This is a genomic window from Hahella sp. NS-SX17 (assembly GCF_057367735.1).
In genome coordinates, this window is record NZ_CM170632.1 from 859,701 (window position 1) to 878,881 (window position 19,181).

At 52.6% G+C, this 19,181-nt stretch carries 18 protein-coding genes; 6 read left to right on the plus strand and 12 right to left on the minus strand.

What is annotated here, in order from left to right; translation table 11 throughout:
- Positions 1-22 precede the first annotated feature (22 nt).
- Positions 23-526 carry a GNAT family N-acetyltransferase gene (locus AC2IBB_RS03900; protein ID WP_486331604.1) on the plus strand — a complete coding sequence of 168 codons (504 nt, stop codon included), beginning with the start codon at positions 23-25 and terminating at the stop codon, positions 524-526.
- 11 nt (positions 527-537) lie between these two features.
- On the opposite strand, the gene AC2IBB_RS03905 is transcribed toward AC2IBB_RS03900, so the two are convergent.
- Together AC2IBB_RS03905 and AC2IBB_RS03910 are read right to left on the minus strand one after the other, a co-directional pair.
- Positions 538-1,497: an AEC family transporter gene (locus AC2IBB_RS03905; protein WP_486331605.1), complete on the minus strand. Its 960-nt coding sequence runs from the start codon at positions 1,495-1,497 to the stop codon at positions 538-540.
- Between the two features lie 167 nt (positions 1,498-1,664).
- A complete protein-coding gene (locus AC2IBB_RS03910) occupies positions 1,665-2,054 on the minus strand; it encodes a DUF3461 family protein (protein WP_127968141.1) in 390 nt (129 codons plus the stop codon).
- Positions 2,055-2,334: 280 nt separating this feature from the next.
- On the opposite strand from AC2IBB_RS03910, the gene AC2IBB_RS03915 reads away from it, so the two are divergent.
- Positions 2,335-3,240 (plus strand): alpha/beta hydrolase, encoded by a 906-nt coding sequence (locus AC2IBB_RS03915; protein WP_486331606.1) that lies wholly within the window; start codon positions 2,335-2,337, stop codon positions 3,238-3,240.
- 204 nt (positions 3,241-3,444) lie between these two features.
- Positions 3,445-4,107, plus strand: a complete 663-nt coding sequence (locus tag AC2IBB_RS03920; protein ID WP_486331607.1) for a 2OG-Fe(II) oxygenase — start codon at positions 3,445-3,447, stop codon at positions 4,105-4,107.
- A gap of 35 nt (positions 4,108-4,142) precedes the next feature.
- Here the strand turns inward: AC2IBB_RS03920 and AC2IBB_RS03925 are convergent, their stop codons facing one another.
- From AC2IBB_RS03925 to AC2IBB_RS03960, 8 genes are all read right to left on the minus strand, one after another.
- On the minus strand, positions 4,143-4,637 hold the full coding sequence (locus AC2IBB_RS03925; RefSeq protein ID WP_486331608.1) for a glutathione peroxidase: 495 nt from the start codon (positions 4,635-4,637) through the stop codon (positions 4,143-4,145).
- The gene (locus tag AC2IBB_RS03930) at positions 4,634-5,338 is read right to left on the minus strand and encodes a DUF502 domain-containing protein (RefSeq protein WP_486331609.1); all 705 of its coding nucleotides are present in this window, start codon (positions 5,336-5,338) and stop codon (positions 4,634-4,636) included. The genes AC2IBB_RS03925 and AC2IBB_RS03930 overlap by 4 nt, the downstream gene beginning before the upstream one ends.
- 12 nt (positions 5,339-5,350) lie before the next feature.
- Complete coding sequence (locus AC2IBB_RS03935) at positions 5,351-5,761, minus strand: CoA-binding protein (protein WP_486331610.1); 411 nt, start codon at positions 5,759-5,761, stop codon at positions 5,351-5,353.
- A 73-nt stretch (positions 5,762-5,834) separates the two neighbouring features.
- Positions 5,835-8,282, minus strand: a complete 2,448-nt coding sequence (locus tag AC2IBB_RS03940) for a putative bifunctional diguanylate cyclase/phosphodiesterase (RefSeq protein WP_486331611.1) — start codon at positions 8,280-8,282, stop codon at positions 5,835-5,837.
- Positions 8,283-8,431: 149 nt separating this feature from the next.
- Entirely contained in the window at positions 8,432-9,454 is a 1,023-nt protein-coding gene (locus AC2IBB_RS03945; RefSeq protein ID WP_486331612.1) for a 2-dehydropantoate 2-reductase, read from the minus strand.
- Between the two features lie 543 nt (positions 9,455-9,997).
- Positions 9,998-10,210: a hypothetical protein gene (locus AC2IBB_RS03950; RefSeq protein WP_011394481.1), complete on the minus strand. Its 213-nt coding sequence runs from the start codon at positions 10,208-10,210 to the stop codon at positions 9,998-10,000.
- A 478-nt stretch (positions 10,211-10,688) separates the two neighbouring features.
- Complete coding sequence (locus AC2IBB_RS03955) at positions 10,689-11,591, minus strand: methyl-accepting chemotaxis protein (protein ID WP_486331613.1); 903 nt, start codon at positions 11,589-11,591, stop codon at positions 10,689-10,691.
- Positions 11,592-11,734: 143 nt separating this feature from the next.
- Positions 11,735-12,952 carry a GGDEF domain-containing protein gene (locus AC2IBB_RS03960; protein ID WP_486331614.1) on the minus strand — a complete coding sequence of 406 codons (1,218 nt, stop codon included), beginning with the start codon at positions 12,950-12,952 and terminating at the stop codon, positions 11,735-11,737.
- A gap of 194 nt (positions 12,953-13,146) precedes the next feature.
- Between AC2IBB_RS03960 and AC2IBB_RS03965 the strand changes: the two genes are divergently transcribed.
- A complete protein-coding gene (locus AC2IBB_RS03965; RefSeq protein ID WP_486331615.1) occupies positions 13,147-13,611 on the plus strand; it encodes a MarR family winged helix-turn-helix transcriptional regulator in 465 nt (154 codons plus the stop codon).
- Between the two features lie 57 nt (positions 13,612-13,668).
- Here AC2IBB_RS03965 and xdp1 read toward each other — a convergent pair whose 3' ends face one another.
- Entirely contained in the window at positions 13,669-14,400 is a 732-nt protein-coding gene (gene xdp1, locus AC2IBB_RS03970) for an exosortase-dependent surface protein XDP1 (RefSeq protein WP_486331616.1), read from the minus strand.
- Between the two features lie 391 nt (positions 14,401-14,791).
- Between xdp1 and AC2IBB_RS03975 the strand changes: the two genes are divergently transcribed.
- Together AC2IBB_RS03975 and AC2IBB_RS03980 are read left to right on the plus strand one after the other, a co-directional pair.
- The gene (locus tag AC2IBB_RS03975) at positions 14,792-16,126 is read left to right on the plus strand and encodes a DUF2235 domain-containing protein (protein ID WP_486331617.1); all 1,335 of its coding nucleotides are present in this window, start codon (positions 14,792-14,794) and stop codon (positions 16,124-16,126) included.
- Positions 16,127-16,221: 95 nt separating this feature from the next.
- Positions 16,222-17,340 (plus strand): GGDEF domain-containing protein, encoded by a 1,119-nt coding sequence (locus AC2IBB_RS03980; protein WP_486331618.1) that lies wholly within the window; start codon positions 16,222-16,224, stop codon positions 17,338-17,340.
- A gap of 11 nt (positions 17,341-17,351) precedes the next feature.
- Here the strand turns inward: AC2IBB_RS03980 and AC2IBB_RS03985 are convergent, their stop codons facing one another.
- A complete protein-coding gene (locus tag AC2IBB_RS03985) occupies positions 17,352-18,707 on the minus strand; it encodes a cytochrome-c peroxidase (RefSeq protein WP_486331619.1) in 1,356 nt (451 codons plus the stop codon).
- Positions 18,708-19,181: the final 474 nt, after the last annotated feature.

Here is a 19,181-nt window from a genome sequence, read left to right on the forward strand (position 1 = left end):
GATATAACGCAAAAGGACGCCAATGACACCCAATGCCTCTCAGTTTAGCCTACGACCTATCGCCCCTGCTGATAATGCGCAAATGGGGGAGGTTATTCGTCAGGTATCCGCCGAATATGGCCTCACTCCAGAGCGGGGATTCGCTGTCGGCGACGCCAGTGTAGACGCCATGTATGAAGCTTATACGATCCCTGGCGCCGCCTATTGGGTAGTGGAGCATGAAGGGCGCATCGTGGGTGGTGGTGGCGTGGCGCCGCTGGCCGGGGGCGACGGATCGATTGCGGAACTGCAGAAAATGTACTTCCTGCCGGCCTGTCGGGGACAAGGCCTGGGTTACAAAATCGTGTTAATGGCGCAGTCGTTCGCCAAAGATCATGGGTTCAACCAGTGTTATCTGGAAACCACCGCCGCGTTGAAAGAGGCCATCGCTTTATACGAACGCCTGGGCTTCAAATTGTTGACCGAGCCCATGGGAGATACCGGACATCAAGTCTGTGAAGTGCGTATGATCAAAGCGCTGGACTGACGCAGCGCGCCTTACATCCAGCCAATCGTGTTCAGCACCGTAATGCCGATCGCCAGGGTTATGAATGACGCCAAGGTAGACAAGGCGACAATGGCGGCGGCCAGCTCACTGTCGCCGCCCATGGCTTTCGCCATCACGAAACTAACGGTGGCGGTGGGGCTGGCGAGCATGAGAAAGAGCGAACCCAGGTAGATATCGCGTATGCCTATGGCGAACGCGATCACGATCTGCGCCACCGGCAGCCAGATCAGCTTCAGTTGCGTGGCGTGCAGCGCGAGTCGGGAGGTCGCCCGCAATACTTTGCCGTTGATGGAGCCGCCGACGCAGAGCAGCGCCAGAGGCAGGGTCAGGTCGGCGAAATATCCGGCGGCCTTTTTCGCCATCTCCGGCAATGGAATCTGTAATGCCGCAAATCCGAGCGCCAGTACGATGCTGATGATGAGGGGGTTGCGGACTATCTCTTTCAGTACGCCAGCCCAGGGCAGCTTGGCGTTTTGATGCTGCGAGGCGGTTAACGCCCAGACTGACAACAGGTTGTACAGCAAGGTGACGAAACCCAGCAGCACCGATCCTATCGCCACGCCCTGCGCGCCATAGGCGCCGGCGCATAACGCCAAACCGACGATGCCCAGATTGCCTCGAAACGCGCCCTGTACGAACACGCCCAGCTGTGTGGGTTCAGAAATATAGCGTTTAGCGATGATCCAGACTGCAATAAAGCCAACTATCGTGGAGACGATGGCGTAGCCCAATTGCGCCAGATTGACCACCTGCCCCAACTGTAGTTCGGCGACGTTGAGGAAGATGAGAGTAGGTAGCGCGATTTTGAATACCAGACGGGAGCCCGTCTCAATGAACGCGCCGTCAATCATGTTGCTGCGTCGCAAGAGAAAACCAAGGATGACGAGAAAGAATATCGGCAGCACCACACCGGCGGCGAAAACGGCGCTTTGCAGCAACAACTCAAACATGGGCGGACTCTGGAAATTAATGGGCTTGGTTGAGGAGTTTAAGCGAGATTGCCGCAGCGTATGAATGAGATGTCAGTATGACGAGAGGGAATTATTCAATCGCTGGCGGACAGGTTGGCCAGGCGGCTACGTTGGAAGACCGCCCGGCCGAGATCGATCGTTACGAATCAACGCGCTGACAGCTTGTCCAGGTCGCGCTCGATTTCTTTGATCTTGTTGTTCACGACGCGCTCCAGGTGGCGCAGATCCTTCAGGATCTTCTCTTTTACGTCGACCTGTTCGGTTTCTTTGCAGGTGATTTTGTCCAGCTCGTCCAGAACGTGCAGCAGGTTAGGTGCAATTTCAGAAGTGTTCTCATAACGCTTGGTGCCGCCTGAATCCACCAGCAACTGCTTTTGCAGACGGGGGAATTTTACTTTCAGGCTTCTGTGGAAAAGGTCGCCTTTTTCCTTTTTGTAGTAGATTTTGAGGATATCGTTCTCAGCTTCGGTGCGCAGCGTGTATTTTTCGATGCGTTGGGGATCGGCGACGCCGATATGCTTGAGATGGTCAGTCATGGGCACTCCAGATTAGTTTTAAAATTTAAACCTTAAAAGTCAGTTTAGTTAAGAAATCGGTAAGTTGTTAAAACAACGATGAAAAACAGTATTGGGGCATATCTTGAACTTTTGCTGAAAAATTGCTATAGGTACAACCCGACAAAAATGTTACCAACGGTAACCTTTTTGACTTATGTCTAGTTCTGTGAACGGCGGATGTTTTTTGTACAACTGTGTAAGTTGGTCTATAAATCAAAAGTAGGTCCATCGGTTGTAACTTGGACGGCTGTTCGCTCGTATGACTCGTATAAATATTCTGAAAGATATGATTCGTTTGGGGATGCATTTCATTCCCAATAATTTGATGGCATACCGTCTGTGCGCCTCTCAGACCTCGTGGTTCATTCACGCTCCGCCGGGATTCTCCAGCGAGCCTTGTGAAATCGACGGGTTGCAGGCGTTATGGTTGAGTCATCACACTGAATGCGAATCCCGCGTTGTTTTATATCTGCATGGCGGCGGTTACGTCATCGGCTCCAGCCGCACACATCTTGAACTGGCCTGCCGCATCAGCAAAGCCGCCAAAGCGCGCACGTTGATGCTGGAATACCGGCTGGCGCCGGAGCACCCTTTTCCAGCTGCGCTGCATGATGTGGTGGCGGCTTATAAGCATCTGCTGGATCGGGGCGTTAAGCCCAAGCATATTGTCATTGCGGGAGACTCCGCTGGCGGTGGTCTGGCTATGGCGGCGCTGCAATTTATTCGCGACATGGATCTGCCGGCGCCAGCGGCGGCGGTGTGTATTTCACCTTGGCTGGACCTGACTTGCCATCTGTCGAGCAAGTCTCACCGTTTGCCTCATGACCCCGTGATTTCGCCCGATCGCATACGCTTTTTTGCGCGTCACTACGCGGGAGATCATGACCCCAAACTGCCCGGCATCTCGCCTTTCTTTGGGGACCTGCATGACTTGCCGCCAGTGTTGATTCAGGTGGGTGGGGATGAAATTTTATTGTCTGAGTGCAAGCAGTTTCACCGGCGCGCCCGACTGCAGGGCGTGCCTCTGCAATTACAGGTGTGGCCGCATATGTTTCATGTCTGGCATTTCGCATCTCGTATGCTGCCGCAGGGCGGTCGCGCGATTCATGAAATCGGCGACTTCATTCGTTCTCACACGCCTTTGGGAGCCCCGGCGGCGGCCTGACCCAAACCTGTTGAAACATGCGCAGGCCCTGTTGTTATAGACAAATTAGAAGGGAGCTATTTGTCTGCCTGATTAATAGTTAAAAAACAGTTCGCGCTGGAGAATTTCAGTTCTATAATTCTTCGCCCGGTCAGCGCGGCAATCGCCCCTGACCTCTACGCTCCACTATTGTTTTCGCCGCCAGCGCGGAAGGAAATTCATCCTATGTCCTTGATGCAAGATATCGCCCAGCCGGGCGCTCTGGTTGGTGCGCAGCCTTTTAAGGAAGGACATGAGCGGATGGCTGACGCTCTGGCGCAACAGGGGTGGGGCGTATTTGACGATCTGATGCCGATGGAGCTGGCTGCACGATTGCGTCAGGAGGCGGAACTTATTTATGCCGAAGGAGGCTTTAGTCCCGCTCATATTGGCCGGGCGGAAGAGCGGCATTTTAATGACGCTGTGCGGCGCGACTGGTCATGTTGGCTGGATGGGCGCAGTGAGACTCAGCAACAGTTTCTGCTCTTTCTGGAAAATGTACGTCAGCTTCTGAATCGCACTTTGTTTTTAGGGCTGCAGGAAGTGGAGGCGCATTACTCCATTTATGAGCCGCAGGGCTACTACCGCCGCCATGTAGATAACTTTCGCGGACGCAGTCCTCGCAAGGTGACGCTGGTGCATTACTTGAATCAGGACTGGCTTCCGAGTGAGGGAGGGGAACTGGGTCTTTACGACGGCGGCAATGGCGGTCTTATCGCCGATATTTTGCCAGAGATGGGGCGAACGGTGATCTTCCTTAGTGAGGACTTTCCCCATGAGGTCAGACTGACCCACCGCGCCCGGTGGAGCATCGCTTGCTGGCTGCGCACTAACCCGGCGGCCTTCTAAAGCTTCAGCGCCTTGAACAGGCGCGTTTATTTAGACTATTTACCCAACAGAATTTTACTGAGATTGAGCTGCTCCTCGACTTTATCCAGTAATTCTTCGTCGTCTGGCGCAGTGCGTGGGTCGAAGCGTGCGACGCAGCGGCCTTCTCCATTGACCAGAAACTTCTCAAAGTTCCAACGGATGTCTTCGCCGTCGCCGATCAGCCACTGATAGAGTGGGTGTCGTCCCGGCCCGTTCACTTCTATCTTGGAGGTCATGGGAAAACTCACCTGAAAGCGCGTTGAGCAGAAGGTATGGATAGCCGCCTCTTCTCCCGGCTCCTGTCCACCAAACTGGTTGCAGGGCAGTCCCAGCACAACCAGACCTTCGTCCTTATGTTCTTCGTAGAGCGACTGCAGGTCTGCGTACTGCGGCGTCAGACCACACTCACTGGCGACGTTCACCAGCAATAACGTCTTACCCTTGAATTGCTCCAGAGGCAGATCGGCGCCATGAATATCCTTGATGCGGAAATCGTAAAACGTTGTCATCGTTGTGTGTCCTTTTGATGTTCCTGGTGTTGAGGGGCTGGACTGCCGTCAGCCGTAGCCTCGGCGGGGTCCGTTTTGATATTGGCGGGACCGGCTATGGCCAGCAATGCGGCGCTTCCAGCGCCACAGGAAATGATGGTGCGGATGGCGGTTTCCACTTTGATATCCGGTCTCAGGGTCACGGCCTCAGGGGGGACGTGAAAGACGAAGCCCGTGGTGGGGTTGGGACCTGTGGGAACAAAAACCGTGTAGCGGCCGTCGTCATGCTTGCTGGTGACGATGGCGGTGACTGATGTGGGTGTGCTGGGGCCGAAAATTCGGACTTCCGCCACAGCGCCGGATTTGAAAGGCGAGTTCTTTTTGTCGCCCAGCAACTGCGTGACGATTTCCTTCACCATTTGATAACCCGGCGCAATACGGCGCAAATGGACATCAAAGCGTGAATGCAGATAGCGACCGACACTGGTGGCGGTGAGGCTGCCTACCAAAATGCACGCGACGGCGATCACCAGGATGACAATCATGTCGCTGACCACTTCCGGCGCTGACACCATGCGGATGACGATATTGGTGATAGGTTGAATCAGGTCTGTCACAGCGCGGAAAAGCCAATTGAAAAACAGACCCAGGATCGCCAGAGGCAACAGTACGATAACGCCGCCGATAAAAGCGTTGCGCAATAACAACTTCAGTTTTGTCATAGAGGTTAGGAATTACAGTCCCAGTCGGGTTATTTCGATTTTCGGACAGCGGTCCATAATGACCTTGAGTCCTGCGTCCAAGGCTTTCTGAGCCGCTTGTTCGTGGATGACCTGCAACTGCATCCAGACTACTCCGGCGCCGATGGCGATCGCGTCGTCGACAATCTCGGGAACTGCTTCAGAACGCCGGAAAATATCCACCATGTCTACGGGGACAGGAATGTCGCGCAAGCTGGCGTAGACGGTTTCGCCAAGCAGAGTGGAACCCTCCAGCTTGGGGTTCACGGGAATGACCCGATACCCTTTGTTTTGCAGAAAAAGCATGACATGGTGGCTGTCGCGCCCTGGGTTGTCACTGGCGCCGACCATTGCGATGGTGTGGGCGCTTTTCAGTATACGGCTGATTTCGGCTGCTGAAGGCATGGCGTCGTTTGGCTCCGCTGATAAGCTGTCAGCATTATGCGGAGCGTCGTCGCCCCCTGCAACTACGCTCAGGCTACTTGGGGTTTTTTGGTTGTTGCTTCAACAGCTCGCCCATATCTGCGGCAGGCAGTGGTTTGCTGAACAGATAGCCCTGGTAATAATCACATTCGTTTTCCTTCAGGAACTCCAGGTGCTCGACGGTTTCCACTCCTTCCGCCACGACTTCCAGGTCCAGATGGGAGGCCATGGCCAGAATGGTGGATACGATGGCGGCGTCGTTCACGTCGCTATTGATGTCTGTGACGAATGATCGGTCGATCTTGAGGGAGTCCACGGGCAGTCTTTTCAGGTAGCTCAAGGATGAGTAGCCGGTGCCGAAGTCATCCAAAGAAAAGCGAACTCCCAGGCCCTTGAGGCTGAGCATCTTGTTGATGGTGTCTTTAACGTTCTGGATGACCACGGACTCGGTGACTTCCAGTTCGATGCAATGCGCAGGCAGTCGGGTGGCCTCCAGTATTTCGATGATCTGTTCGACAAACTCCGGTTGATAGAACTGTTTGGGACTGATGTTGATGGCGACGCGCATGTCTTCCTCCCACCACCCCTTATCCAGCCACTCTTTCACCTGCATGCAGGCCTGGGTGAACATATCCAGGCCTGCGGTGAGAATCAGGTTGGAATTCTCCAGCACCGGCACGAACTCATCTGGCTTGATCAAACCTCGCTGCGGGTGGTTCCAGCGGATCAGCGCTTCAGCGCCGATAATGCGACCGTCGCTAACGTTGACCTGGGGCTGATAATAGAACATCAGCGCTTTATCTTTTACCGCCGCGCGCAATTCATTTTCGATACTGAGCCGTTTGCTTACCGCGTCCGCCATCTCCGCCTTGAAGATGGTGACTTTGTTGCGGCCTTCATGTTTCGCCTGGAAAAGTGCGGTATCCGCGTAACGCAAGATGACCTCCGTGTTGGCGTCTTTGTCGGGATATAAGGCAACGCCCATGCTGGCGGTGACGGTGAACTCCTGGGCGTTGAAGAAGAATGGGGTGGATAGTTCAGAGAGCACCTTCGCTGCAATCAGGTTGGCGTTTTGCTCCGCTTCTTCTGGCGTGCGTCCCAATTCTGGCATGATGACTGTAAACTCATCGCCGCCCAGGCGGCCGACGGTGATTTCCTCATCCAGGCAGTTGCGCAGGCTTTTCGCCACATTGCGCAATAACTCATCGCCAACCGAGTGCCCGAGCGAGTCATTGATATTCTTGAAGTTGTCCAGGTCGATCAGTAGCAATGCGCCATAGGCGCCGTGGTTGCGGGAGCGGGCGATGTCCATGGTGAGCCGGTCATAGAACAGGTTGCGGTTAGGCAGTCCGGTGAGCGGGTCGTGAAAGGCCAGTTGCTCCACTCGGGATTGCGCCTCGACTCTGTCTGTAATATCCACGGAGACAATCAGCGCGCAAGGCTTGCCGAAGAAACGGAACGGAATCTTGTTGCTCTGAAGAATCCGGCGGCGGCCGTAAATATCCGTGAGGCCATGCTCAGGGATAAACATGACTTTCTGTCTGTCGATGACCTCTCTGTCTTCATTATCGAAACGTACGGACTCCAGGTTGGAAATCAAATGATGCATAGAATGATGGTCCGCGCCTTCAATTTCGGTGATATTGCGGTCGTAAAAACTCGCCAGCGCCTGATTGACGAATACAAAGGCGCCATTGCGATCTTTGGCGTAAATCAGGTGAGGAACGGTGTCGATGATTTGCCGGGTCTGGCGCTCGCTGTCTCGCAATGTGTCTTCCGCCTGGCGGCGCTCTTCCAGACGCTTCTGTAAGGTGTCGAGAAACTGATTACCGATCTGCGCTAAATAGCCCAGCTCGTCGCCATCATGACTCAGCGGCAAATGCAGGCGGCGACCTCCCGGGTCTTCAGGGTTTACCTCGGAGAAGCTGGCGGCAAGAGAAATTAAGGGGCGCGTGATCATGTAATAGAACGCGATAAATAACAGCAACACCAGCACCATGTTGCGCACGATGCCGATGATTAGCACGTAGTAAGCGCGGTTGAAGAAAGGCTCCAACGCTTTGTCCATATTCACGACCACTTCCATGCGGCCGGTCTGGAGTTGGTGGTAGGACTCCATTTGCAACGCGATAGGGTAGGTGCGATAGATGGCGCCGATGCTGGACGTGATCCAACCGGTATTGGAATCGGCGATGGGTTTGGCTCCTTCCGCCAGCGTTTGTCCGAGCTCGTCGACGATCAGCACCTGGTGGACATAATCATACTGCATGAGGCCGGTGACGACTTCTTCAGCCAGGCGAGCGTCCAAGGTATGAACGGCGCGGACGGCTGGCGGACGGGCGGCTTGCAGTACGCGCTCGATAAACTCCCGAAAGTCCTTTTCGTGACTCAAGTAGTCGAAATACACCTGTATGGAGCTGAGCAGGCCACCAAGAATAAAGGCCAGAATCACCCCTGCGCGCGCCAGTTTGAAGGATATACGTCGGTGAAACTTCAGTGTCATGTCTGAAACTGCGTCAGGCGCATCCCTCGACATGATCAGTGCGGCGGTGAGAAGGGATGCTGAGCCAATGTTATCTAATCAGTATAGTCGGAAAATCTACGGAGCCGGCTAACGGGAAACATTGGACTTCCTGGCAGTGTTTGTGGGCCCTATTCTTCCGCTGCACAGGCTGTCGCAATAGCGCTCAGAATTTCATCCGCACTGAGTTTTCGGTAGTCCTTTCCTTCTGCTTCCGCATGCTTGATAAGGTTCATAAGTGTCCGGTTAACCGGACAGGGCGCGCCAAGTTTGTCCGCCAAATGAGTCACCTCTCCGCTGATGTACTCCACTTCCGTTTTTTTACCAAGGCGGAGGTCGTCTTGCATGGAGGAGCTGGCGTCCGGATCAATGGCCAAGGCGGCGTTGGCGATCAGGCGGAACAAAGGCGTCGGCAGGTGCAGGAGGTAGGGAGAAAGCTCAGGCACGATGGCGCCCAGTCGTACGGTCTGAAAGCCTGCCTGGTCAATGACTCTGAGCGCTTCTCGTTGCGCCGCCGCCAGCGCTTTGCGGTAACCTGGATTGAGCAATGTCATGCGCAGGGGCAGTCCAGACAGGGCGTTAATCGGGTTATTGAGGTTCAGCAGCAGCTTGCTCCACAGCACAGGCTCCATGCGTTCGAAAATATCCAGGGGCAGCCCGCCCGCCTTGAAGTCTTTTTGAATCTGCTCTGAGTGGAGCGAGGCCTGTATCGCTAAATGACCGGAGGAAACCTGCCGCAGATCGCCAGGGTGAGGCTGGATGACATTGAATGGAACCATGCCTGAAAGAATCTTGTGCGGTAATCGGGCTTTGAGCTGTCCTGCATTACGGACACCGTTCTGGAAACTCACGATAATGGCGGATTCCGGGGCATGACGACGCAGCACCTCCGCTACGCTCACTGTATCCTGGCTCTTGACTGTGACTAATATGCAGTCGGCGTTGGCCAATGCGGAGGGAGCTTCGTCGAAGTTTAGCTGCTTGCCGTCAAAATAACGTCGCCCGCCTTTGAGGCTGCGTAGATGCATCCCTTCCTGCGCAATTGCCTTTACCTGTGCTGGACGTCCAATGAACCAGACGGGATTGCCTCCTGCCTGTAGCATTCCTCCCAGAAAACTACCGATTGTTCCTGCGCCGAGGACGGCGTACCTCATCGCGTAACTCCTTTTTGTTGTTCTTACAGAATGCCGGGCGGCAGATTTTGTCCGGATACTCGGACGCAGGCGGACACTATGGCGGCGCGCTTTGCCTTATTATCCCTGCCGCTATGCCATCGGGCGCTGCTCATGTAGCGCATACCCTCAATGAATGTAGCACCAAAAATAGGATAATTAAATTAACAGGAGACTCCATGAGGGCGCAAATTCAAAGAGTTACCAAACATATAAGTATTAACAGACGAAGAATGGAAATTCGAATGTTCGGTAAACAGGGAGGTGTAAAATTTCCAGACGTATATTTCCACTTTTGTTAAATACTTTACAAAACCCTTGTAAAGTTTGTTGAGCTATAAAAAGACATAAAAACAGATATATATAAATTAAATCAATATAAAGGTTTTCTGTGTAGGGCGGGACAACCGGATTCGGTTTGGGAGAATGAAGAAAGTCTAATAATTTCAGTAACTAATGGTCTTTAGCGGAGGCGCTCACTACTGCTCCGTGGTGGAGGTAGGGAGGACGGCGTTAAATAGAAAACTATTTAGCGCCGACAAATTGTTTAAGTTCCTGACAAATCGCGTCAGCTTCCGCCTGCAATACCAGACAACGAAATTTGTTGCCTGCGCTCATTGCACGATTAAGTTGTTCCATCTTGCTACTGTATAAACGCTCTAAGCGTTTGTTGTAATGTGAAATTTGGCTGGTCATCGCAGTTACCTCCAAAATTTCTGTCTGTAATACTTTGGCCATGATCCTTGCTCACTATATCGGCAGTTTGACTCTCATCTATAGATAAGCAATATGCTTGCCTATCTCCCTTTACTACAGCCTTTGGACTTTAACTACTCTGTCTCACTACAAAAGGCTCTCATACTTTAGAAAGCGCTGAACCTTAATAATTCCCTTGATCAAAAATTGTTGTGAATTATTGCCGTAAGAGAAGAATTTGCAACCTTACGACGTACTTTTTTACTGCACTCTATCAAGGGAGGAATGAGCAAAATCTTATATATTTAGTAGTTTAGACAATCTTTTTAATAAGTCAGTTAAAAATTGCACAATAATTTGAAAATTTCGGAAATTACTTAATCATCTATTTGCATCCGATAGAAAATGTATATAGCGAATATGTATTTATACGCACATGAGATGATTTTGAGAGGAAGTGCAGGAGGAGCGGAAATGCATGAAAATCAGAGCATTGACTGCATTTCCGCAAAGAGGTGGATTATTTGGCGATGAGATACTGGCGGAGTTCTTCGCTGAGATGAATGTTTTCATCCGCGCCTTCAGCTGATTTATGTGTGTCTTCCAATAGGTTCTGCGTGCGGTGGTTAAGAGAGTCAAGTTCCTGAGCGAGGTGATCGAAGTCTCGAGCGACGCCTTTGGCGGCTTCGGCGCTCTCTGTTGCGGAACTCATCAGCTGATTGAGATTGCGAACGGTCTCGCTGGCGATGGTAACGCTGCTGCCTATGACTTCCGACACTTCCTGCTGCTTTTGAATGACACGGCCTGAAATATCCGTGATTTTCTTTATTTCACTCTGTATCTCTTCCGCTGACTCATTGGCGGTTGTGGCCAATTGCCGTACTTCATCCGCGACGACGGCGAACCCCCGACCATGCTCACCAGCCCGGGCGGCCTCGATTGCCGCGTTGAGAGCGAGCAGATTGGTTTGGTCAGCGATGGCCTTGATGGACTCGACTAGTTGATTGATCGTTTTGTTACTTTCCTCCAGAGAGGAAAGCAGATCGGTAAATTCGTTGATATAGCGCGATGAGGCTTCGATGTTGGATGACAGCTGCTTGATGTCCGCCACGCTTTGTTGGGTTGTTTCGACGGTGCCCACTGCGACCTCTACGGATTGCTCGGTCACTCCTTTAATTTGTGCGGAGTGGTCCATAAAAGCCTCTAATTGATGACAACTGTCCTGAATTTCGGACAATCGCTTTTCAGTGGACTTTTTCACTTTGACGGCATTGTCGTGAATGGATTTCGCCATGGCCGCGGGGTTTTTCTCCATAAGCCTGTCTAGCAATTCCGCTTTGCGCTCCAACTCCCTTAAGCGGGAGTTGTCGATAATGGTCTGGTCGTCATTTGCGCGTGGTTTGCCGAATCCGAACATATTCATATCCGCCTGTGGTCATGTTTTTTGTCATCGCCCGGCTGATGCGGGCCGGCGCCTGTGGTGCGTCGTGGGCTACTCTTGAGTGTAGACTCAGGCTGTGATTTTCGCCTGCGTAAATCTAGTTAAAATTCATAAAGATGAAGGATTCAGCATTGTGGTCCTTTGTCTGCTTCAATAGGGGTTAGAACTCCCTCTAACGATGACCAGAATACGCAGTTGCGACCGTAGGATTTTGCTTGATAAAGCGCTTTGTCCGCTAGCTCCAATAGTTGTTTCGGCGTCATTGACTCTTTGGGAACGCCGCTAACGCCGCCAATGCTGATGGTGACGGAGATTGGGTCAGACAGGTTCCACACTGCGCACCCGGCGACCGCTTTGCGTAGCCCCTCCGCTAAGGCGGCGGCCTCAGCCGCATCGACGCCCGGGAGAATGATGCCGAACTCTTCTCCTCCGTAACGAGCGAGCACATCGCTGTTACGCTGTAATTGGCGCATCAGGGTCTGCGCGGTTTGCACCAGGCATTCATCGCCAACCAGATGCCCATAGCGATCATTGACCCGTTTGAAGTGATCGATATCGATAAGCAGGAGTGATAGGGGGTAGCCTAATCGGGAAGCGCGTCGCAGGTCTGCATTCAGAATCTGGTCGAAGTAGCGTCGATTATTGACGCCAGTCAGGCCATCCTGAATTGTCAACTCAGTGAGATACTTGGCCTGCTGAGACAGTTTTATGATGCTCAGCACGGCGACCTCATACTCATGGCGGGGCAGGGTGGATATCCAACTCATACCCAGACCGAAACTAAACAGAAGAAAACCGATTGCGCCGGGCTGCGTGGAATAAGCTGATAACAAAGCCAGCGTCATGGGCCCAAGCAGGCAAATGATAAACAAATTCACCATACGCCCTAGAATCGCCAGAGATGCGGCGCCACCAGCGCATAAACCAAGAGTGCATGTCAGAAACAGGGGAAAGTGCGAAGAAAATGGAGTAGGCAACACCGATAGTGCGGCAATACCTCCCCATAGGCCTGCGCTTAGGCCGGCTCCGAATAACAGCGGGACGTAGGACGCCTCACGCCCATCTTCGAGTTTGCGCATGAATTGGCGCATTGCATAATAACGATAACCCGATACGGCAAGGATCAGCAGCGCGACATAGGCGAGCCAAAGGGACTTCTCTGGCGTGGGTGAGGTAAACATGATCGCGGCGGAAATGAATACCCAGGCGGCGGGATAGAACAGTATCCCGGGACGCTGGCGGTTGGCCAGATCCCGTTTACGCTGTTGTTCCAGCTCGTCTCGCAATTCAGGCGGAAGATCCCGATTGTCGGGTGAATTGCGATGGAAGGCGAATCCTCGCATGGGATATTCCCAATAGGATTTAAACATCAGACTATAAGGGCATACTGCAACTTTTTCACGCCTTGCCAATGCGCACGCCTAATTCTCTGTCTCGGTCCACAGGAGGGTTGGCGTAAAATACGTTTAGCAGAATGCGGATAATATAAATTCTAGCCGTTTTCCCCGTTGTGTGTGGAACGACTAAGAAAAAGAGAATGATGACTATGACGACCTCTCCTGGAAAAGCCCTGAGACTTGGCGAGCAACTGTGTTTCGCTCTTTACTCCACATCACTGGCGATGAGTAAACTCTATAAGCCATTGTTGAACGAGTTGGGGCTGACCTATCCGCAGTATCTGATCATGCTGGTGCTATGGGAACAAGAGGGGTTGACCTCTTCCGAGCTGGCGAAACGATTGACGCAAGACCTTGGTGCGTTAAGCCCTGTAGTTAAACGACTCGACAAGGAAGGACTACTGCAACGCATACGCTCAACTGAAGACGAGAGAGTTGTGCGTTTATATCTGACTGAAGCGGGAAAGAAACTAAGAGACTCCGCGGAGTGTATCCCGCAACAGGTGCTGTGTGCTTCTGGATTAGAGGTTAATGAGGCGACTGCGTTGCGGAAACAACTGGAAGAATTACGACAGGTACTGTTAAAGCGTGAAAAGGGTGAATGAGGCCAAGGTTGAGATATAAAAAAAGCCGGCGTGGCCGGCTTTATTATCAGAAGAAAATTATGCCGCTTTGCGACGACGTGACAAGCCCAGACCAGCCAAGCCCAGGCCGATCAGTGCGACAGTCGCAGGCTCTGGAACGTCGACAGTTTCGATGGTGACTTTTCTCAGTTTGAAGTGGTCATTGTAAGAAGACCAGGATTCACCGAAGGCTGGGTTGTATGCCCCAATCAACCAGAATTTGGAAGCGATGTCCGTACCAGTAGCGGTTTCGTTTTTCTTGGTGTCGGCATAGTTGCCAGCCACGCTCCAGCCGTCGCCCAGCAGTTCGTTCCACTCTTTGTCGTTCAGGTCGTAAGCGGAAGCGCCGCCAGTGTAAGCCAGAATGGAAACGTCAGAGTCGTAGGAGTACCAGCCGTTTTTGAAAGAGCTCAGGTTAACGGCTTCAGAGAAAGACAGCATGATCATGTCGTAGTCCGCGCCATAACCGCTATCGTTGTCGGTAGAGTGTTCAGGGGAGGCGCAGCGGTCTTTGCTGTACTCGTCGTCATTACAGACGCCAAGGCCGTCCCAACGTCCCAGACGAGCGTCTTCGATTTTGTTGTCGGAAGAGCCTTTGGTGTCGCTCCAGGCAGTAACAGTCAGGCCCAGGCCGTCTTTAGAGTAAGAGAGAGAATTATTATAAGAACCGTAAGCAACGCCATCGTTCAGGTCCCAGGAAATGGTGCTTGCGTATGCTGAAGAAACCGCCAGGCCAGAGACCAGTACGCTTTTTGCGATAAATTTGAACATGTCGTTACTCCGTTAATTGAGTGTCTTTGAGGTTGTAATGAATTTCGGATCTGTTTAAGCAATACACGTGCCATACATTTTAAATCAAGCAGTTACGTTCGTTGTGAGGATTTGAGTGTAAAGAAACATGACACTCATTTTTAGTCGCCCCAAAGTGACTTTCAATAACTTCTAACGTTCTCGGCCATGTGGCGGCGGGCCTTGGGGAGTATTGCATTTCCAGTGCGGTAGACTATTTTTTAAACATGTGTAAAGGGAAATTGACGGCGTAATTTCCCTGATCGTTGATGCCTCTTCGATTCCGCTGGAGAACGCGCGATTGACCTTTCGCTTGCCTGCGCCGACAAGGATCGAAGACCGGCCCGCAATGCATAACGGGGGGGATGGATGTATGGGCAAGTCGATAGTTGTTTGCTGCGATGGTACTTGGAACAGACCAGAGTCAGAACAGGATGTGAACGGTCATCCTACTAATGTACTCAAACTTGTGCGTTCAATTACGCCTTGTCACCAGGGCGCCCATCAGGTCGTGTTTTACGACATGGGCGTTGGCGTGAACGGCGTATGGGATCGTTTGGTGGGTGGTGTGCTGGGTGTCGGTTTGTCCGCGAATGTTATGGACGCCTATCGTTTTCTGGCTAACAACTGGTCGGACGGCGATCGTATATATATGTTTGGGTTCAGCCGGGGCGCTTATACAGTCAGATCTTTGGCCGGCTTCGTTCATTTGTTCGGTCTGCTGCCGAAATACGAAATGAAGAATTTTCCTTTAGCCTACCGCTATTATCGCACCCGCCCGGAAGAGCGTGAGCAGTTAGCGCAAGCATACACCGCACGACGCTTGATTGACCTGGTGGAAAGCCAGAATCGTCGCGTGGAGATTGAGTTCATGGGGGTATGGGACACCGTGGGCGCTTTGGGCGCACCCATCGCCGGATTGCGGACTTTAACTCGACGCTGGGTGGGGTTTCATGACACCCAGTTATCCGACACAGTGAAGTTTGCTGTACAGGCTTTGGCGATTGATGAGCTGCGCAAACCCTTTTCTCCAGACTTGTGGACCCATCATCCAGACGCCTCCGAGTTGCGTCGCGACCGCGACAACCAGCGAATATTACAGGTTTGGTTGCCGGGTAATCATTCTGACGTGGGCGGTGGATACAGCGAAGCGGAATTATCTGATCTGACGCTGGCGTTCATGAGTGAGCAAGCCCGGGTTCATGGCCTCCACATAGACCCGTCTATGGTGATGTCGACAGAGGAAGAGCATCGTGAAATGGGCGCTCTGCATGATGAGTTTAAGGGCATTTACTCTGCTATGGGTGAGTTCTGTCGGCCTATTGGTCCGCAGCAGCGGGAAGAACTGGGCCTGGAGCTGGGAGTGAATGAGAAGATTCATCACTGCGCGAAAATTCGGGCGGATAACAAAGGTTCCGGGCTGAATAAGGGCAATTTGTACGCTGCGTTTAATGATCGCACTCCATTGTTCTATCCTCGCAGATGCGAACGTATTCTAGTGGACGACGCCGCAGAGAGCGCTACTCTTACGGGGACAGGCGAACGCTGTCGGGTGTTGGATTATTCTGGAGCAGGCGCGCGCCTGGAGGCGGTCGGCGCCATCAGCGCTCACAATCGCGTCACCGTTCGGCATCCTCTATGGGGAGAGCGATTTGCGGAAGTGAAATGGCGTAATGGGCAGGAAGCGGGGTTGGCGTTCGCTGCGTGACGGATTAAGCGGTTCCGTTCCTTTGGCGTCCGGGGAAGTGTAAAGCGTTTCCGGGGCGTTGATATCAACCGAAAGGAAAGGGGCGCGAAGGGAAAGTGAGCAGCAGTCTGGACGAGCGTATCAAAAGTCATCAATTCATTCGCAAACGGCGTACCTTGATGACGTTTGGGTCTTACCTCCTTACCTTCTCCGTCGCATTGGCGGGGTGGGCGTCGGATTTGCTTGAATTTCAGTATGCGCTGCATTTTCTAATTATGAGCGTTGCGGTCAATGGCGGATTCTATCTGTGTTTTCTAAGTAACTGGAATCTGCGCCGGAAAGACCCCAATCTCACAGAAGAACAAATGCTCGTTTCACTGTTTCCGCCTCTTTATCTCATGTATTTCATGGAAGACAATCAAGCCCGCAGCGCAGTGGCGATGGTGGCTATCATCCCCCTGCTGTACGGTATCCTGGGGATCGACACTAAGCGTTATATTCGCGTAGCGGCGTCATACTTCGGCGGCTACTTGGCGTTGCTTGGTTTACTGTTATGGCTAAAGCCGCGTTTAGTGACGCCGACTTCTGAATTTGTCTTGCTTACAGCGCTGTTTATGGTGATGGCGCAGGTGGCTCTGATTGGCGGCTTTATCAGTAAATTACGGTCGAGCCTGCGGGTTAAGAATCATCAGCTGAATGAAGCTTTGGAAAAAATCAGCGTCATGGCCAGCACCGATGAGCTGACGGGCCTCTGTACCCGCCGTGAACTGATGAAGCAGCTCTCCAATGAATACAGTCGCTGTCGGCGCAGCTCTGGAGCCTTATCTCTGTGCCTGCTTGATATTGACCACTTCAAACGCATCAACGATTCCTATGGTCATCAGGCGGGAGACGCCGTGTTGAAAAAAGTCGCGGAAACCATGCAGTCTCTGGTGCGCTCCATCGACTGCCTGGGCCGATATGGCGGTGAAGAGTTTTTATTGATTCTGCCGCAAACCCCCATTGACGGCGCCTTTATAACAGCGGAACGTTTGCGGCGAGCGGTGATGGATATTCCTTTCCCCGAGGTTGCGCCGGAGTTTCGGGTGACGATCTCCCTTGGGGCTGCGCAACTGGAGGAAGGTGAGGCAATGGAGGCGTTTATCGCCAGGGTGGATAAGGCGTTGTATGCCGCCAAAGGCGCGGGGCGTAATCGAGTGGTATCCGCGGAACAAACTGCGGATACCCTGATGTAGATGATGCAATATCAATCGCTGACGGCAATACCGCTAGGCACTCGACTGGGAATCAGCTTGTGCAGGTTAAGGCTTTCAGTATCCGTCAACGTATGCAGGAAAGCGATCAGCGCGCTGACTTCCGCATCCGATAACGGGACGGGTCGAAGCTCGTTGTTCTGGGCGATCTTATCCCGTAAGGAAATGTCCTCGTAACCCTGGAAGTCAATCTCATCCAGATCACTGCGAGAGGGCATCAACACTTGAGAGGTGTCGTAGTTGTCCAATGACTCCAGCGTATTCAGGTGATGCCTGACCACGCCTTCTAACGTCGCGAAAGCGCCACTGTGACCGTAGGGAGCAGTGTGAGCGACATTGCGCAGCGAGGGGGTCTTGAACTTGGCGAAGTCGCTTTGCTCACGACTGGCTTCCGTCCGGCCTCGATCCTCCAACGGCATGCGCGCCTCCGGTCCGGGGCCGATTTGCGGCATGGCGATGTTGTGGAAACTGTGATCGCTCTGGAATTTACCACTATGACAACTATCACAACCCGCAGCGCCATAGAACAGATTCATACCTTCGACCTCCCGAGGGCTGAGAGCCTCAACGTCGCCTCGCAGGTATTGGTCGAAGCGACTGTTGTCCGCGCGGAAAGCACTGGTCTCGAATGCGGCGATAGCGTTTGCATAATGCGCGATCTTGATATCGTCAGGCAGGCTGATATTGGGATATGCGGCCTGAAATAACTCGACATATTCGGGAATGGCGCGGATGCGCTTCAGATAACCCTCCCAGATGGGACGGAAGCGGCCATTGCCGGGGCGAACGGAGTCGGCGATTTCATTCTCGCCGCGTTGCCCGATCATCTCATTGATGTTGGCGATAGGGAACAGCGCCTGCCCAGCTAACACGTTATCCAATCCGCCCGGCTTTTCCGGGCCGGCCGGGATGCTGATTTCACTTGGTTTTTCCGCATTGCCCTTCATGATGCCTTGCCAGTTGAGATGAATGAACTCCCGCGCGCCCAGGTTATAAAGATGAGGGGCATGTCTCCCAATACGACCGGGGACGGCGTCGTCGCCTGACCCGGTGGTGCGATAAGGTCCGATAAACTGACCTCCTTCGCCGATGCCCAGAGACAGGCCGTCAGTGGTCGCCAGCAATGGGTTATGGCAAGTGGCGCAGGATATGTTGCGGTTACCGCTCATGATTTTGTCGAAAAAAAGCATGCGGCCCAGTTCATATTTAGCTGGGTCTGGGACGCCTTGATCATAATAATCCGAATCGACCACAGGCGCAGGCAGCGGCCCCGCCAGGGCTTGTGCGCTGGTTAAGATAGTAAGTGCGATAGAACGACGTAAGAGACTGTTTTTATTGGAATGAGTCACAGCATTCTCCCTGTAAAAATGTCGCAGTAATGCTCCCTCTGCTTTGTATTATTTATTGTTAGCTTGTATGAGGCGTGGCGGGTACAAGAAAGTACGGCGTATTCAAGACCCAAGGCCTCAGAAATCGACTTAATTTCGTTCGCCTGGGGGCTGCTCTCCTTTGCATTATCGGTAGGTGGGTGTGAGTGACTTTATAAAATTGAATTTTCTTTGTAAACAAAATGTTATGTTGCTTATGGCGATTCGGTCTGATCCGTCAGAAAATCAATAAACCTCTTCTTGTTGGCGCGCGAATTAACGTGGACACCGTTGCATTTAAGTTGTCTGAGAATACTAGTGATCCTGAATCGCAATAAGAGAATTGGCGGGGAATGCGCTATAAGTACTTGTTATAGTGATGGGTTCCCAGTCCGCGCTGAAAGCGCGTGACGCACTTATATTTAGCGATATCCGCCGGCGCGTCCTAATGCAGGC

Coding starts and splice junctions, on each gene's coding strand:
- AC2IBB_RS03900 (WP_486331604.1), top strand. CDS start 23: ATGACACCCAATGCCTCTCAGTTTAGCCTACGACCTATCGCCCCTGCT.
- AC2IBB_RS03905 (WP_486331605.1), bottom strand. CDS start 1,497: ATGTTTGAGTTGTTGCTGCAAAGCGCCGTTTTCGCCGCCGGTGTGGTG.
- AC2IBB_RS03910 (WP_127968141.1), bottom strand. CDS start 2,054: ATGACTGACCATCTCAAGCATATCGGCGTCGCCGATCCCCAACGCATC.
- AC2IBB_RS03915 (WP_486331606.1), top strand. CDS start 2,335: ATGACTCGTATAAATATTCTGAAAGATATGATTCGTTTGGGGATGCAT.
- AC2IBB_RS03920 (WP_486331607.1), top strand. CDS start 3,445: ATGTCCTTGATGCAAGATATCGCCCAGCCGGGCGCTCTGGTTGGTGCG.
- AC2IBB_RS03925 (WP_486331608.1), bottom strand. CDS start 4,637: ATGACAACGTTTTACGATTTCCGCATCAAGGATATTCATGGCGCCGAT.
- AC2IBB_RS03930 (WP_486331609.1), bottom strand. CDS start 5,338: ATGACAAAACTGAAGTTGTTATTGCGCAACGCTTTTATCGGCGGCGTT.
- AC2IBB_RS03935 (WP_486331610.1), bottom strand. CDS start 5,761: ATGCCTTCAGCAGCCGAAATCAGCCGTATACTGAAAAGCGCCCACACC.
- AC2IBB_RS03940 (WP_486331611.1), bottom strand. CDS start 8,282: ATGACACTGAAGTTTCACCGACGTATATCCTTCAAACTGGCGCGCGCA.
- AC2IBB_RS03945 (WP_486331612.1), bottom strand. CDS start 9,454: ATGAGGTACGCCGTCCTCGGCGCAGGAACAATCGGTAGTTTTCTGGGA.
- AC2IBB_RS03950 (WP_011394481.1), bottom strand. CDS start 10,210: ATGGCCAAAGTATTACAGACAGAAATTTTGGAGGTAACTGCGATGACC.
- AC2IBB_RS03955 (WP_486331613.1), bottom strand. CDS start 11,591: ATGAATATGTTCGGATTCGGCAAACCACGCGCAAATGACGACCAGACC.
- AC2IBB_RS03960 (WP_486331614.1), bottom strand. CDS start 12,952: ATGCGAGGATTCGCCTTCCATCGCAATTCACCCGACAATCGGGATCTT.
- AC2IBB_RS03965 (WP_486331615.1), top strand. CDS start 13,147: ATGATGACTATGACGACCTCTCCTGGAAAAGCCCTGAGACTTGGCGAG.
- xdp1 (WP_486331616.1), bottom strand. CDS start 14,400: ATGTTCAAATTTATCGCAAAAAGCGTACTGGTCTCTGGCCTGGCGGTT.
- AC2IBB_RS03975 (WP_486331617.1), top strand. CDS start 14,792: ATGGGCAAGTCGATAGTTGTTTGCTGCGATGGTACTTGGAACAGACCA.